Origin of the sequence: Parahalioglobus pacificus, assembly GCF_014652275.1 — a bacterium.
GTDB classification, from domain to species: Bacteria; Pseudomonadota; Gammaproteobacteria; order Pseudomonadales; family Halieaceae; genus Parahalioglobus; species Parahalioglobus pacificus.
In genome coordinates this window covers 265,710-280,999 of sequence record NZ_BMYM01000001.1, presented here as the reverse complement: position 1 = coordinate 280,999, position 15,290 = coordinate 265,710, and the positions used below count along the sequence as shown (strand labels likewise).

The window sequence follows — 15,290 nt, the reverse complement described above, 5'->3', positions numbered from 1 at the left end:
CCATTGCACCAGTCTGCCCATTCAGCTGATTAACGGCGAGCGACTCACCAGCACGCCATTATTGTCAGCGTAGAGATAATCGCCGGGGTTGATCGTGACGCCGCCAAAGTGAATAGCGACATCCTGCTGCCCCTCTCCCCGCTTATCCGTCTTGAGGGAACAGCGGCCCAGCGCCTGCACCCCAATATCCGTGACCGCTATTTCATCCACATCGCGAATAACGCCATTAATCACCAGGCCAGACCAGCCGTTAGCCGATGCTTGTTCAGCCAACATATCCCCGAGTAACGCCCGGCGCATTGAGCCTCCACCATCGACCACAATGATGCGACCCTCTCCCGGCTGGGCCACAAGTGCCTTGACCAGGGAATTGTCTTCGTGACACTTCACAGTAACCGCAGGGCCATGAAACCGTTTACGCAGGCCCGCATTAATGAACTGCAGTTCGATGGCCTGGGCCTCGGGATGATCATCCGCCAGATCACAGGTCGAGAAGGTAGTCTCTGTCATGATCAAATCCAGTCTACGGGGTAATCGAGCAGGGCACCTTCGGACTGCGCGGCTACGAGGGCATGACTCTCGCATCGCGGCAGTATCTGTTCGGCATAGAACCTGGCCGTCGCCATCTTGGTGCGATAGAAGGTGTTGTCACTGCCTTCTGCCAAACGCTGGGCAGCAACCAGTGCGCCGCGCGCCAATTGCCATCCGCCAAAGAGATAGCCTGTTTGCATCATGTAATCGAAAGAGCCACCCAGGGCGGCCGCCTTGTTGGCGCCCAATGCTGCAAGCATACGCTGCGTGGACTCAACATGCCCGGCCAATGCCTGCTCCAGATTTTGCGCGACAACCGCAAGTTCAGTGTGATCGGCGGCCTTCAGGGCAGCAACGGTTTCGGAGATCGCAGACTGCACGGATTCCATGGTCGCACCGCCGTCCCGGCCTAGTTTGCGATTAACAAGGTCAGCCGCCTGAATGCCATTGGTGCCCTCATAAATGGGCGCGATGCGCACGTCACGCAGGTACTGCGCTGCACCTGTCTCTTCAACAAACCCCATTCCGCCATGGACCTGTACGCCTTGGGACGTGACTTCCATGCCGACTTCGGTAAGCCATCCCTTGATGACAGGAATCATCAAATCGAGCCGCGACTGCGCCAGCCGACGTTCGTCCTCGGGTCCGCTGTGCGCGAGATCCATGGTCACTGCCTCGCTATACGCAAAAGCTCGCATGCCTTCACAGAGCGCTTTCATACTCAGCAACATGCGCTTCACATCCGGATGTTCAATGATCGGCACGCCGCCCTGAACACGTTCACGGGCGTAGGCGGTGGCCTTCTGCAATGCTCCCTCAGACTGGCTGAGACCCTGAATACCTACTTTCAAGCGAGCTTCGTTCATCATGGTGAACATGCAGGCCAGTCCCTGATTCTCCTCACCGAGCAGGTAGCCTATCGCGCCCTCCGTGTCGCCAAAGGCCATGACACAGGTAGGGCTACCGTGGATGCCAAGTTTGTGTTCGGTGGATACGGGGTAGACGTCATTGCGCTCACCCGGGCTGCCATCGGCATTCACCAAAAACTTGGGGACGATAAAGAGAGAGATACCGCGACTACCCTCAGGCGCATCGGGCAACTTGGCCAATACGAGGTGGATGATGTTATCCGTGGCGTCATGATCGCCCCAGGTGATATAGATTTTTTGGCCATAGATGCGGTAGTGATCACCCTCAGGAACCGCGCGGGTCTTCATGACGCCCAAGTCAGAGCCGGCACCGGATTCGGTCAGGTTCATAGTGCCCATCCACTCGCCCGTGTGCATTTTCTCTAGATAGGTTTGCTTTTGCGCATCAGAAGCGTGAGCGGCGATCGCCAGTGCAGCGCCGCTGGACAGCATGGGCGCAAGACCGAGGGCCATATTGGCGGTGTTCCACATTTCGGTGCCAGCGGTGTTGTAAATTTCGGGCAAGCCCTGACCGCCATAGTTCGCGTCCGCAGAGATACCAATCCAGCCACCGGCACCCAGCTGTTGCAATGCCTCGTTATAGCCAGGCGATGTGGTGACTTTGCCATCGGCACAGGTAGCGGGCTGCAGGTCGCCAGCTCGACGCAGGGGTGCCAACACATCGCCCGCCAACTTCCCCGCCTCGTCCAGCAAGGCCGTGGTGAGATCAACACCGACGCCGAGTTCCTCGAAGCGAGGCAAGGAGCCCAAAACGGACTCTACGGCGAGGACCTCATCGATGATGAACGCCATATCTTCAATGGGTGCGCGATAGTCGGACATGCGGTAATTCTCTGCTAGCTATAGATTTGCGGGTGGCCATTATAGTGAAACCCCGTGCAGCGTAATTCGGGCCATTGGAATACAGCTCTGCGCCGCAGGGTCACTATCTCGAGTTGGCAATGGTACGCAGGCGGGTATAATTCCCCCAAACTATCAATGCTATTTCAAGCATTCACTACATGAATGCGGACGAGCCCCGTGAACCTGAACCGAATCGACCTGAATCTATTGGTTTATCTGGATGCGCTGCTGCGAGAGCGCAATGTCACCCAGGCCGCCAATCAACTGAATCTGTCACAGCCCGCGATGAGTAATGGGCTCAGGCGTCTGCGTGAGCTGTTCGACGACCCGCTACTGGTTCGCACCTCGGATGGCATGACACCCACAGAGCGCGCCCTGGAGCTTGAGCCCCTGGTGCGCGACGTGTTGATGAACATTGAACAGGCTGTGCAACCGCGATCAGCCTTCGAGCCAGGCGAAGCACAACGCGTATTCCGCATTATGGCCAGCGACTACGCCGAATCCACGCTATTGCCAACAGTGCTGGGCAAACTTCGCACCGAAGCACCAGGTATCACACTGGATATCATGACCCCCAGTGACGTGAGTTTTCTGGATGTGGAGCGTGGCAAGGTTGATATGGTGATTAACCGCTTTGACCAAATGCCCCAGTCGTTCCACCAGATTCACCTCTGGGACGACACCTTCGCCTGTCTGCTCAGCCCTGAGAACCCAGTACTGGAAGACTTCAGCTTGGAGAACTACCTAAAGGCCAACCACGTGTGGGTCAGCAAGACCGGAATGGGCGTTGGCGTGGGTGTTGACCCTGACGACGTGCAGCGGCTGGGCTGGGTGGATGCAGCACTCAACAAACTCGGCAAGAAACGCCAGATACGCGTCTTCACCCGCCACTACCAGGCGGCAATGACCCTCGCCGAGCAGAACGACCTGATTGTGACCCTCCCCAATCGCGCAGCACAGCTCAAGCGCGACAACCCGCGCGTAGTGCTGCGCGAGCCGCCTCTGGACATTCCACCCCTGGAGTTGAAGATGGCCTGGAGCCCGCTGTTACAACACAATCCCGGCAATCGCTGGTTAAGGCGGTTGATCGTGGATACCGCGCGCGAGCTGGACGGCAAACCGCCCACCGCCTGACGCCAAGCATTCACGACGAGAATGGCTGCGATATAGGCGATAAATTAGGCAAATGGCGGCAGTTTTCTTAGACTCGCGCGCAGTAAACGGGATCGCGTAGCTCCCATCAGCCAGTAAGGATCGAGACAATGACTGAGCGCGTTCAGTGCGGCGGCCTGCAAGTGGCCAAAACCCTTCATACACTGCTTGAGCAAGACATCGCACCAGGCACCGGTGTTACACCCGCTGACTTTTGGGCGGCGCTTGAATCCATCGTGCGAGACCTGGGACCGCGGAACAAAGAGTTGCTGGCCATTCGGGATGACATGCAGGCCAAGATCGATGCCTGGCACACAGCCAACCCGGGCGCGGACTATGACCGCGATGCCTACAAGGCATTTCTTCAAGAGATTGGTTATCTGCTACCCGAGGGGGATGACTTCCAACTGGAAACCGAGCACGTAGACCCGGAGGTTGCTGCCATTGCCGGACCACAGCTGGTGGTACCGGTAATGAATGCGCGCTACGCACTGAACGCGGCAAACGCTCGCTGGGGCAGCCTCTACGATGCACTGTATGGCACCGACGTAATTTCAGAGGCCGACGGCGCCGAGCGCGCCGGTGGCTACAACCCGGTGCGGGGCGACAAAGTCATCGCCTGGGCGAGACAGTTTCTGAACAGTTATTTCCCCTTATCGACCGGAGACCACACCGACGCACGCGCCTACACGGTCGTGGGTGGCAAATTGCAGGTGGTGCTGGCCGAAGGCAAGATCACATCGTTGGAAGACCCCTCGCAGTTCATAGGGTACTGCGGCGAAAACAATGCGCCCACCTGCATCGTTGTGAAGCACAACGGCCTGCATGTGGAAATCCAGATCGACCCCACCAGCCCCATCGGCGCGACTGATGCTGCTGGGATCAAGGACCTGGTGTTGGAATCCGCACTAACCACGATTCAGGATTGTGAGGACTCGGTGGCAGCCGTTGATGCCGAGGACAAGGCAATTGTCTACACCAACTGGCTGGGACTGATGCGCGGTGATCTCAGCGAATCATTCTCCAAGGGCGGCAGCACACAAACTCGAAAGCTCAATCCCGATCGCCGTTTCACTGCCGCTAATGGCAGCCCGATGTCGCTGCCTGGCCGCAGCCTCATGTTCGTGCGCAACGTGGGACACCTGATGACCAACGAAGCCATTGTTGATAATGCCGGTAACGAGATTCCCGAAGGCATCATGGACGGTATGTTCACGGCGCTCATCGCCATGCATGACCTGAAAAATGATGGCGATATCAGTAACTCCCGCTGCGGCAGCGTGTACATCGTAAAACCGAAAATGCACGGGCCGGACGAGGTCAGCTTTACCTGTGAGCTGTTTGACCGCATTGAGGATGCGCTCGGCCTTACGCGCAACACCCTCAAGTTGGGCATTATGGATGAAGAGCGCCGCACGACGGTTAATCTGAAGGAGTGTATTCGTCGCGCCAAACAGCGGGTGGTGTTCATCAACACCGGCTTCCTGGACCGGACCGGTGATGAGATCCACACCTCGATGCTGGCCGGGGCAATGACTCCGAAGGGCGCGATGAAGCAGGAGCCCTGGATCAATGCCTATGAAGACTGGAATGTGGATACCGGCTTAGAGTGCGGCTTGAAGGGCAAAGCACAGATTGGCAAAGGCATGTGGGCCATGCCCGACCTGATGGCAGAAATGCTGGAGACAAAAATCGGTCATCCGCGCGCGGGAGCTAACACGGCATGGGTACCCTCCCCCACGGCCGCTACCCTGCATGCCACTCACTATCACGCGGTGAGCGTGTCCGCGAGGCAGGACGAAATCCTGCAGCGGCAGCATGCTGCACTGGATGACATCCTCACCATCCCGTTAAAGGGTGCTGAGGGACTGAGTGCTGAAGATATTCAGCGTGAGTTGGACAACAATGCTCAGGGAATTCTGGGCTACGTAGTGCGCTGGATTGATCAGGGCGTAGGCTGTTCCAAGGTGCCTGACATCAACGATGTGGGCCTTATGGAAGATCGCGCAACACTCAGGATCTCAAGCCAGCACATTGCCAATTGGCTGCACCATGGTGTGGTAAGTGAGGCGCAGGTGCGCGAAACCATGGAGCGCATGGCGGGCGTCGTGGACGCTCAGAATGCCAGCGACCCTGCGTACACGCCCATGGCAACAGACTTCGCAGGCAGTGTGGCATTCCAAGCCGCTTGCGATCTCGTGTTCAAGGGTAAGGAACAACCCAGCGGTTACACCGAGCCCGTGCTGCACGCGCGCCGTCGGGAGTATAAGGCACAGGCGACTCACTAGTCGGACATAAAAAAGCCCGCTGGCTTCTCAGCTAGCGGGCAACAGGACCTGCCACTACCAGGTATTCCTATAGGGGGATTACTTACGCCGTTTGCTGTAGCGCTGCGCGTGCCAGCGCATCCATCGCTGACACATAGTCGTAACCCAGCGCATCCGCAACGGCCTCATACGTGACCATACCGGCGTGAACGTTAAGCCCGTTTCGCAAATGCTCATCATCCGCCAGTGCGACATCAACGCCCTTATCGGCCAACGCCAGCGCATAGGGCAAGGTGGCATTGGTCAGCGCCATGGTTGAGCTGCGCGCTACGCCACCGGGCATGTTCGCCACGCAGTAATGAACCACACCATCCACCACGTAGGTAGGTTCCTGGTGCGTTGTGGCGCGCGAGGTTTCGAAACACCCGCCCTGGTCGATGGCCACATCGACCATCACTGCACCTTTCTTCATCCGGGAAACTAGCTCGCGGGTGATCAATTTGGGGGCAGCTGCACCAGGGATCAATACCGCGCCTACTACCAGATCGGCCTCTAACGCATGACGCTCAATGGCATCCTCTGTGGAGTAGACCGTTTTCAGACGTCCGCCGAAGATCATGTCCAGTTCCTTCAGCCTGTCCAGTGAGCGATCTAGCAGCGTGACGTCTGCACCTAGACCCATGGCCATGCGTGCGGCATTGATGCCAACCACACCACCACCAATGACCAGTACCTTGGCAGGCTCCACCCCGGGCACTCCACCCAGCAACATGCCATTACCACCCTGGGCTTTTTCAAGGTTGTGGGCGCCAGCCTGAACCGACATACGACCGGCAACTTCACTCATGGGCGCCAATAGCGGCAAGCCGCGGCCGTTAGAGGTCACTGTTTCATAGGCAATGCAGGTTGCACCGGACTCCAGCAGCAGTCTTGCTTGCTCGGGATCGGGCGCCAAGTGCAAGTACGTGAAGACAGTCTGACTCTGGCGCAGCATCCGGCACTCGTTGGGTTGGGGTTCTTTCACTTTGATAATCATGTCCGCACGCGCGAAAATTTCGGGGGCTTCAGAGACGATCTCGGCACCCGCAGCGACATACTGGTTGTTGTCGAAGCCGATAGCTTCTCCGCCATTCGATTGCACCATCACTTGATGGCCGTGACTCACCAACTCCTTCACACCCGCAGGCGTCAGGCCAATACGGTATTCGTGGTTCTTAATTTCCTTGGGGACACCAATCAACATAGCAAGCGCACTCCGACTGCGTTATCGAAGTCAATAGTCTAGCGATTGATTTCAGACTTTTTCGCTATTTATGGATAGCATTAGCAGCCGCTTCGACTGTATATTTTATATATTCAGTGTATTCGTCTGACTCATAGCCAATACACAGCAAAACCGTCACTGCATATAACCCGGAGACAGGCTATGCGCCGCAAACTTCATGAACTGAACAAAATCGATCGCAACATCCTCAGGGTGCTGCAAAAGGATGCTCGTACCAGCTTCGCAGAGCTATCCCGTGAGATTGGGCTCAGCACTACACCCTGCAAAGAGCGTGTAAAGCGGCTGGAGCGAGAGGACGTGATTCGGGGATACCAGGCGATGCTGAACCCGGAATACCTTGACCGCGGGCTGGTCGTCTTCGTACAAATTCGCCTTAACCGTACCTCCCAGGACATCTTCGAAGAGTTTAAACGCAGCGCGTTTGACCTCCCGGAGGTGCAGGAGTGTTACCTGGTTTCAGGCAACTTCGATTATCTGATTAAAGCCCGCGTCGCCGATATGTCCGCCTATCGAGAGTTTCTCGGGGAGACACTGCTCACGCTTCCGGGCGTTCAGGAGTCCACCAGTTATGTCGTGATGGAGCAGGTGAAAGAGACGCTAGCGTTGCCGGTGCCCTACTAACTTGTATCAACAGGAACGTTTGCGGCGGCAGGTACTGCCCACCCTGCAGTGAAAAGACGCCAGCTAGTCGTCGTGGATGTCTTTGTATTGAAGGTTCGTTAACTGCTCGGAGAGCAAGCCGATGAGAAACACGAGGATGCCGGCCAGAATAAGCAGTGTGCTCATGTTGGTGAAACGAAAAGACCCTGTCGCAAATGCCGTGGCCAGGTAGTTCAAGACACCCAATCCCGCCATCAGAGCCGCGACGGGGAAGTACACCTTTAGAGGTGAATAAAGGGTGCCAATCTTGAAGATGATCAAGAAGAATCGGACACCATCACGCCACATGTTGATATGACTGGTCCCAATACGCTGCGCCACATCAATAGGGATAAATCCCACCGAATAGCCTGCACGGAAGAAAGCCATGGTAGAGGTGGTTGGGTAGCTGAAACCGTTCGGTAGCAGGTAGAGAAACTCGAGAAACTTTTTCCGACGGACAGCGCGAAAGCCTGAGGTTAGATCTGCGATCTTATGGCCCACCATCCAACTGGCTAGTTTGTTGTATAACGTGTTGGCGCTCCAGCGAGCTACGCTGGCTTGCGAAGATAACCCACTACGCGCCCCGACAACCAAATCATAGCCTTTATCCCACTCGGCCAGCAGCCGTGAGATATCTTCCGGGTTGTGCTGACCGTCACCATCCATAAAAACAATGACATCGCCGGTGGCTGCTCTGGCACCGCTTTTGATAGCCGCACCATTGCCTTTTGAATAAGCGTGCGTCACAACCTGCGCCCCTGCGCTCTCAGCAACAGATGCAGTGTCGTCAGTTGAGCCATCGTTTACCACAATGACTTCAGCGTCGGGATGGAGCTCCAAAAGCCTCGGGAGGAATTTTTCCAGACCGCCGGCTTCATTTTTAGCAGGGATAACTATTGAGAGCATTGCCTGTTAACTGTCGTCATGTGTATTGGCCGGAATCGCCTTAAGTCTATCAGCGCCGAGCGGCGGCACCTAGTCATTCACGGAGCTCAGTTCGCTCTGGCTTTATTAAGCGTTCGAAAATATTCGTGATAGAGCGATAGCGTTTGCCGCTCTGAATCGAGCATTTTGTCCTGCTCATCCAGCTGAACCAGCTCTCTGTAGTCTTGAGCCGCGATCTGATACCGCTCCACCTCTAGGCGGTATTGCAGGCGCATCAGGCGGGATCTTATGTGCGCAGGGTGCTGCGAGAGTACCGTATCTAGGTATACCAAAGCAGCCTCCTTTTTCCCAATCACCGAAAGTAGCCGTGAAATTAGATTGCTCATATCTATACTTAGGTCGACCTCGGAAATCTGCGCTGCATCCACTTCCAATCCCAGAAAGAAATCAGCGAAGTCTCTGGCGTCACATCGCTCGTCTTCCAGAAGCCGCACTAACCTGTGAATACCTGTGGCGGCTCCCAGCTGGTCGGGAGTGATGGTTCTTGGATAATGCGCTTCCAATGGCTGCAATTCAGACGGCTTCGAGATACATATCAGGGCAGCATCTCGGACTAACCAGTCTGCCCCAGATTCCGAAGACAAAAAGTGGGCCTTTTTCGAGTATTCCAGCGCCTCTTCAGCCCCGCCCACGGTAGCAAGCAAGTAGGCAAAATCTGTATTGGCTCTAAACGAGGTCGGATGACCCGCGAGTTGAAAGGTTGTGAAAAGTTGACTGGACGACCAATACCGCACAAGCGCACCTGCACTTGCCACCTGGAGAACAATGTAAACACAAAAAACGGCAATAAGCGGAGGTACCAGTACCGAGCCGAAACGCCCAAACAACCAAACGATGGTTGGGATCAATAACGCCAGCCCAACACTGGGTAAATAGTTCCTATGCTCGAAGTACATTTCCAGCGGCAAAACCGTGGACTCGATACCGTGACAAATGAAGAAAAAGACCAAGCAGAACGCGACTCGAGAAATAGCAATGTGAAGGGGTGATAACGCCAGCAATGCTATCAATGAAGACCAGCCCACAATCGCGATCCAACTGCGCGTTCTAGCCCAATCGAGGGTGACGTCATCATGATATACACCCATACGCTTCATCTCGGGTGTGTAAAACTGAGCGATGTAGTCCCAGAGAATGTAGCACTGAGTAATCAGCCTTTCTGAAAACGAAAAAGGTCGATTAGCGTAACCAGCAACGAGACTCGACCAATAGAGCGAACAGAGAACGAGCCCACCCAAAAGGAACACGGCGGTAACCCAGAATACGCGCTTGCACCAGGCCTGCTCTATCTCTTCGTCCCCTGCGTAAGACCTGAACCAAAGAGTCTCCAGCGCCAACGGTATTGCCAGAACAACCACCGCATTTTCTTTGGAAAACACTGCAAGCGACATCGCCAAGATGCCGATCAATGTCCACCCTACCAGGCTTTTTGATTGCAGCGCATACAACCTCACCCGCAGATAAGCCAACATCGCTACCAGACTGAACAAGCACGCCAGGATGGCCATTCGTTGCGTCACATATAGCACCGTGCTGACTTGCAGCGGTGCAACCAACCATGCAGCTCCAGCCAACAAAGCTAATGCCATGCTGTGCCAGCTCGCAGCCCCGCCTCGAAAAAGGCTGTACGCGAAGAGCGTGACAAGAAATGCACACACGAGGTGTAACACGAGGTTTACTGCCTTGCCGCCGCTCGGGGAAATTGGGATCACTGCATCCTGCGCCACAAATGAGAGTGCAGAAACTGGCCTCCCCAAAGGACCGCCGGCCAAAGCGCCAAAAATAGACCTCAGACTGTCACTGCTTTCCGCTGCCCTATCTGTGAGCGCAACTACTGCAGCACGATCATCAAGAGTCCAAAAGTCAGCGATACCGGGCTGATACAACCACAGGGTAAGCAGAGAGATGCCCAGAAGTGAAAGTACGGCACCAATCCGGCTGAGGATTCTCGATGACACCATCAATTTTCGAAAATCTTGCTTTGTAGGTAAATGTCTCTAGAGCCCACATCTGCCCTAACCCAATTGAGCAGTCGCACGTACATCAAAGCAAAGTCTCGATCTCTAATCGCCTCTGCGGTTGAGTTCACGGAGCCAAAGGATGCCTCTCCTACTGGCATTGCTTCACCCAGCGCCTTCATAATCAGATTGCGATCACCGCCGGCACTGGAATAAACCTTAAGCAAGACGGCAATATCGACGCCTACATCCTTACGGCTCACGACAAGTCTGATCAGACTCAATAAACTGTCCTGAGACATCGCGCACTCGCCAGAGCCCGAACACTCAAATAGTAGAGCGACTGCGTTTCTTTCCGTCGGGGACAGATTTGTAGAAGGGTCTTCTAAGGTCACAAGTATTGATTCTAGCCAGCGCTCTGTCGTGCCCAGCGTGGGATAAAGCGTACTGTCGATGTAGTACAGCATGGTAAGCGCGCCAATATCGCTTGGCTCCAACTGGTGCATACGCTCGAGATAGTGACGCCCAACAGCTGCGGCCTCTATCGACTTAGAGCTTACCTGCCCCCTCAGACTTTCTTGACGAAGCTGACGCAAAAGAGCATTCCCGTAAAAATAGTTACTTCTCGCAGACTCCGGGTGTCGTGCCAAATTGTCGCGCGCAAACCGAAAATCGTCCCCCCAACTGTATGCACGTAGTGACGTACCGACAAAATAAATCAAAAAAACCAAGGCAACCGGGGCCCATTTCAGTTGATACGAGAGGCGTGTAGATACGCGATAGAACAAAACTGCAGTGAATAAGCACACGCCAATGCTTGGTAGATAATTTCTATGCTCATAAACGATCTCTAGAGGGATAAGAGAAGACTCTACGCTATGGGCAACAAGGAAAAATACGACGGCAAAAAAGAAAAACGGGGCACGCTCTCTCAATGCAAATGCCAAAGAGAGTGCAACACCCCAAGCAATTAGCGAAATTATTGTTGTGAGCGGCTGCAGTAGCGATAGCGAAATAGGAATATCGTCATGATGAAACCCCATGGAGAAGACGTTTGGAAAAAGAGTCCAACTCATGTAAGTCCACAGAACTCTCCCTTGGGTCATTAGTCGTTCTGTTAGCGTGAAATCGCGTAACTCATACCCGGCCAAAAGGTAACTCGGAGACGTCACTACCCAAAGAAAGACAATAAGCAATGGCGCAACGAAAGCCAGCCAGGATGTCCAATAAAGAGCGATATTACGCTTTCCTCCCCAAGTTCCACGATAGAATGCTAGCTCTATAACAACTAACAACCATGGCAGGAGTATGCCGTTCTCTTTACTTTGATAAGCGAACCAAGTAAGTAAAGTCAGCCATATGCTCGCCGCGGAGAGATCGACCATTCTCGGGGTTCGTAACGCCCACCGGGCTCGACATTTACAGAAAAAGTAGAGCCCGAGAACAACAAAAAAAGCAGAAAGCTGCGTCATTCGCTGTACTGAATAAAGGACCGTTGAGACGTGGAGTGGGTGCAGCATCCACAGAGCACTCGATACCAGAGCAATGTATTGCGCTTCTCGCCGCGCAAACTTCAGCACAGGCGAGTAACTTAGCAAAACGAAGATCCAGCAATAGATGGCAACTGCCAGCCCTAAATGAAGCCCAAGGTTACCAACCTTGACCGAAAGTGGGGTTACCTCGCCCGGCGAAAGGACGCCAGTGGCGGCGAAGCTGAGCATACTAAGGGGCCGATGACCACTGAACCCTTGAGCTGCAGTGCGCCAGTTATCGAATATTTCAAGATTTTGCTGAAGCCGTTCATTGTCACGTATTACGACGGTGTCATCGAACGCAAACCCACCCCAAAAGCCTGGCAGGTAGGCTAGAACCACAGCGGTGATGCTCAAGCAAAACCAATAGCGGTCTCGAATTTTGAGAAATGACGGCGACGGGGAAGTCGGATGCATGGAAAATCATTTACTGACGGAGCGCAAACGATAACGAAAAAGCCCGGGCATTGCCCGGGCTCCTTTGTCTCGCTTGCGGTTACCCTTAGTTAGGGTTACGGCAGTTCGCAGGGAGATACTTAATATCAATGGCATTGGATGCTGGTTGCTTACACTTCCACTGAATTGTGCGATCGGTTGCGTTCACCGTACCAGACAGGATAAAGCTCTGGACGCCTCCGGCGTCTCCCGGTACAACATCCGGCTGCATAACCGCAGCGAGAATCGCGCCGTTGGCATTAGTCGTGAAATTCAGCGACTTAATAATATCCTTGTTCGGGTTAGTGTTGATGCCTGCCTGAGCAATCGTTGGCAGCGCACCAATTGCTGAGTAATACTCAGTTACCGTAGTTTTTGCTTCTGCCAGCTGCGCCAGCGGCTCAGACATCTTTGAGCGCACAACGTAGTCTTGATACGCAGGCAGCGCAATTGCCGCCAGAATGCCAACGATCGCGATCACGATCATCAGTTCGATCAATGTAAAACCCTTCTGGGCTTGGGTCATAGCTTTCATGGTCAATTATCCCTTTGAGTAAATGAATCTGAGCAGCCGGACCGGAAGACCGGCTGGCACGCACACCCCCTTACCTGCAGGCACTGTGCCAAAGTAATGAAAAACCTAGTGGATAATTCATAAAAGTCATATATTTCAAAGATTTATGAAAATTTTGTCAGTCGCTCAATCGTGCCGCGCATCGCACCACCCTCGCCACGCCGACGTTTTTTGTCACTCCATCGTCGATGCGCGTGTCAATTCTTGTCACCAAACATCCAGTTGCGCAGGGTGAGGGCATCACAAGCCTTCGCCCTGTCGGGAATACGCGCAGTGGGGCAGTAATACCGCGATGCCTTATCACGCTCGTCATCATCGACGGGCAATAGTTCACAAAGCAGGGAAAATCTCTACTTTTCGGCAACTTACACTCGCTCGCCGGCTGTTGTAGCCTCTAATGGCTGGTTATACTCGGCTAAGGAAGCAGTTGATGCGAAGGACGCACGCGGACACTTACGATGAACGATAGCGCAACAGCCCCTATCAGTGGATTGGCCGGGCGACTGGTAGCGGATGGCCTTATTGCCGCGGAACTGGCTCGCGAGGCTCAACAAATAGCGCGCACTGACAGCGTACCCTTGGTTAAATACCTGGTAGAGCAGCGCAATGTCGATAGCAAAAAAATCGCTGAGCTTGCCTCACTGGAATTCGGCGTGCCACTGATTGACATCGAGGCGTTCAACACCGACTTGTTGCCCGAGGGTCTGGTAGAGCCTGGCCTTGTTACCAAGCATCATGCTATTCCGCTGTACCGTCGCGGTAACCGTTTATTTGTGGCGGTCTCAGACCCCACAAACCTCGAAGCGCTTGACGAGATCAAATTCAACACCGGGATAAGCACTGACGGCGTTCTCGTTGAAGAAAAGGCACTCACAGTTTTCATTACCAAGTGGGTTGAGTCTCAGGATTCTATCGGCGGAGGCTTGGACGATCTTGATTCTGGTGATTTCGATGACATAGACATTGAGTCAGGAGAACCGACTGACGCGGAGGCTGATGCTGGCGACGGCCTTGATGAAACGCCGATCGTCAGATTCGTGAACAAAGTTCTTGTCGATGCGATCAAACAGGGCGCTTCTGATATCCACTTCGAGCCTTACGAAAAGGACTACCGTGTCCGGTTTCGCACCGACGGCGTACTGCGCGAGGTGGTTAAACCGCCCAAGAATCTGGCACCCCGATTAGCCGCGCGTCTAAAGGTGATGTCACAGATGGACATCTCAGAGCGGCGCATCCCGCAGGACGGCCGTATTCAGATGAAGCTGTCGCGAAACCGCGCCATCGACTTTCGTGTAAATACACTACCAACACTTTTCGGCGAAAAAGTGGTTTTGCGTATTCTGGACCCCTCCAGTGCAACGATGGGCATCGATGCGCTAGGCTACGAGGAAGACCAGAAACAGATGTACCTGGACGCTCTTTCCAAGCCGCAGGGCATGATCCTGGTAACAGGCCCTACTGGTTCAGGTAAGACCGTGTCGCTGTACACGGGTCTGAATATCCTCAACCAGCCCGAGCGAAATATCTCCACCGCAGAAGACCCTGTTGAAATCAACATGTCTGGCATCAATCAGGTGCACGTCAATCCGAAGGTGGGACTGAACTTTGCTGAAGCGCTTCGTTCATTTCTTCGGCAGGATCCGGACATCATTATGGTGGGCGAGATCCGAGACCTTGAGACTGCAGAAATTTCCATCAAGGCAGCGCAAACCGGTCACTTGGTGTTGTCCACGCTACACACCAATAGCGCTGCCGAGACAATTACTCGCCTGCTCAACATGGGCGTGCCATCGTTCAATGTGGCGACTTCGGTCGACTTGATCATTGCCCAGCGTCTTGCGAGGCGGCTGTGTAAAGAATGCAGCACACCCGCCACAGACATTCCCGAAGAGGCTCTTAGGAAGCTCGGGTTTACCGACGAGATTCTCGACGGCGCCACCATTATGAAACCCGTGGGCTGCAGCAACTGCAAAGATGGATACAAAGGCCGAGTCGGCGTGTATGAAGTGGTAAGAATCACGCCTGAAATTGCCGCCATGATCCTTGAAGAGGGGAACTCGCTGGAGATTTCAAAGGCCGCACGCGAAGAAGGCTTTGATGACTTACGTACATCCGCGCTTAAGAAAGCTGCTCAGGGATTGATCAGCTTGGAAGAAATCAGTCGCATCACTGTGGACTGATAACAGAATTTAATTTG

Annotated in this window: 11 protein-coding genes; 4 read left to right on the top strand and 7 right to left on the bottom strand. The window is 54.3% G+C overall.

Annotation, left to right across the window (positions count from 1 at the left end):
* Positions 1-21: 21 nt before the first annotated feature.
* A complete protein-coding gene (gene rraA / locus IE089_RS01285) occupies positions 22-510 on the bottom strand; it encodes a ribonuclease E activity regulator RraA (protein ID WP_189474425.1) in 489 nt (162 codons plus the stop codon).
* A 2-nt stretch (positions 511-512) separates the two neighbouring features.
* Positions 513-2,282 carry an acyl-CoA dehydrogenase gene (locus tag IE089_RS01280; RefSeq protein WP_189474424.1) on the bottom strand — a complete coding sequence of 590 codons (1,770 nt, stop codon included), beginning with the start codon at positions 2,280-2,282 and terminating at the stop codon, positions 513-515.
* A gap of 198 nt (positions 2,283-2,480) precedes the next feature.
* Here IE089_RS01280 and IE089_RS01275 point away from each other — a divergent pair, with 198 nt between their 5' ends.
* A complete protein-coding gene (locus IE089_RS01275; RefSeq protein ID WP_189474422.1) occupies positions 2,481-3,437 on the top strand; it encodes a LysR family transcriptional regulator in 957 nt (318 codons plus the stop codon).
* Between the two features lie 128 nt (positions 3,438-3,565).
* Positions 3,566-5,743 (top strand): malate synthase G, encoded by a 2,178-nt coding sequence (locus tag IE089_RS01270; protein WP_189474420.1) that lies wholly within the window; start codon positions 3,566-3,568, stop codon positions 5,741-5,743.
* An 82-nt stretch (positions 5,744-5,825) separates the two neighbouring features.
* Here the strand turns inward: IE089_RS01270 and ald are convergent, their stop codons facing one another.
* Positions 5,826-6,965, bottom strand: a complete 1,140-nt coding sequence (gene ald / locus IE089_RS01265) for an alanine dehydrogenase (RefSeq protein ID WP_189474418.1) — start codon at positions 6,963-6,965, stop codon at positions 5,826-5,828.
* Positions 6,966-7,148: 183 nt separating this feature from the next.
* On the opposite strand from ald, the gene IE089_RS01260 reads away from it, so the two are divergent.
* On the top strand, positions 7,149-7,628 hold the full coding sequence (locus IE089_RS01260; RefSeq protein ID WP_189474416.1) for an Lrp/AsnC ligand binding domain-containing protein: 480 nt from the start codon (positions 7,149-7,151) through the stop codon (positions 7,626-7,628).
* 63 nt (positions 7,629-7,691) lie between these two features.
* Here IE089_RS01260 and IE089_RS01255 read toward each other — a convergent pair whose 3' ends face one another.
* The 4 genes from IE089_RS01255 to IE089_RS01240 all read right to left on the bottom strand — a co-directional run bounded on the left by IE089_RS01255 (position 7,692) and on the right by IE089_RS01240 (position 13,045).
* The gene (locus IE089_RS01255) at positions 7,692-8,555 is read right to left on the bottom strand and encodes a glycosyltransferase family 2 protein (protein ID WP_189474414.1); all 864 of its coding nucleotides are present in this window, start codon (positions 8,553-8,555) and stop codon (positions 7,692-7,694) included.
* 86 nt (positions 8,556-8,641) lie between these two features.
* Entirely contained in the window at positions 8,642-10,558 is a 1,917-nt protein-coding gene (locus IE089_RS01250) for a hypothetical protein (protein ID WP_189474412.1), read from the bottom strand.
* On the bottom strand, positions 10,555-12,501 hold the full coding sequence (locus IE089_RS01245; RefSeq protein ID WP_189474410.1) for a hypothetical protein: 1,947 nt from the start codon (positions 12,499-12,501) through the stop codon (positions 10,555-10,557). Before IE089_RS01245 ends, IE089_RS01250 begins: the two co-directional genes overlap by 4 nt.
* Positions 12,502-12,586: 85 nt before the next feature.
* Complete coding sequence (locus IE089_RS01240) at positions 12,587-13,045, bottom strand: pilin (RefSeq protein WP_189477271.1); 459 nt, start codon at positions 13,043-13,045, stop codon at positions 12,587-12,589.
* A gap of 506 nt (positions 13,046-13,551) precedes the next feature.
* Here IE089_RS01240 and pilB point away from each other — a divergent pair.
* Entirely contained in the window at positions 13,552-15,273 is a 1,722-nt protein-coding gene (pilB, locus tag IE089_RS01235) for a type IV-A pilus assembly ATPase PilB (protein ID WP_189474408.1), read from the top strand.
* Positions 15,274-15,290 lie beyond the last annotated feature (17 nt).

What these genes read in the sequence shown, in the direction of transcription:
- rraA (WP_189474425.1), bottom strand. Translation starts at nt 510, where the DNA reads ATGACAGAGACTACCTTCTCGACCTGTGATCTGGCGGATGATCATCCC.
- IE089_RS01280 (WP_189474424.1), bottom strand. Translation starts at nt 2,282, where the DNA reads ATGTCCGACTATCGCGCACCCATTGAAGATATGGCGTTCATCATCGAT.
- IE089_RS01270 (WP_189474420.1), top strand. Translation starts at nt 3,566, where the DNA reads ATGACTGAGCGCGTTCAGTGCGGCGGCCTGCAAGTGGCCAAAACCCTT.
- ald (WP_189474418.1), bottom strand. Translation starts at nt 6,965, where the DNA reads ATGTTGATTGGTGTCCCCAAGGAAATTAAGAACCACGAATACCGTATT.
- IE089_RS01260 (WP_189474416.1), top strand. Translation starts at nt 7,149, where the DNA reads ATGCGCCGCAAACTTCATGAACTGAACAAAATCGATCGCAACATCCTC.
- IE089_RS01255 (WP_189474414.1), bottom strand. Translation starts at nt 8,555, where the DNA reads ATGCTCTCAATAGTTATCCCTGCTAAAAATGAAGCCGGCGGTCTGGAA.
- IE089_RS01245 (WP_189474410.1), bottom strand. Translation starts at nt 12,501, where the DNA reads ATGCATCCGACTTCCCCGTCGCCGTCATTTCTCAAAATTCGAGACCGC.
- IE089_RS01240 (WP_189477271.1), bottom strand. Translation starts at nt 13,045, where the DNA reads ATGACCCAAGCCCAGAAGGGTTTTACATTGATCGAACTGATGATCGTG.
- pilB (WP_189474408.1), top strand. Translation starts at nt 13,552, where the DNA reads ATGAACGATAGCGCAACAGCCCCTATCAGTGGATTGGCCGGGCGACTG.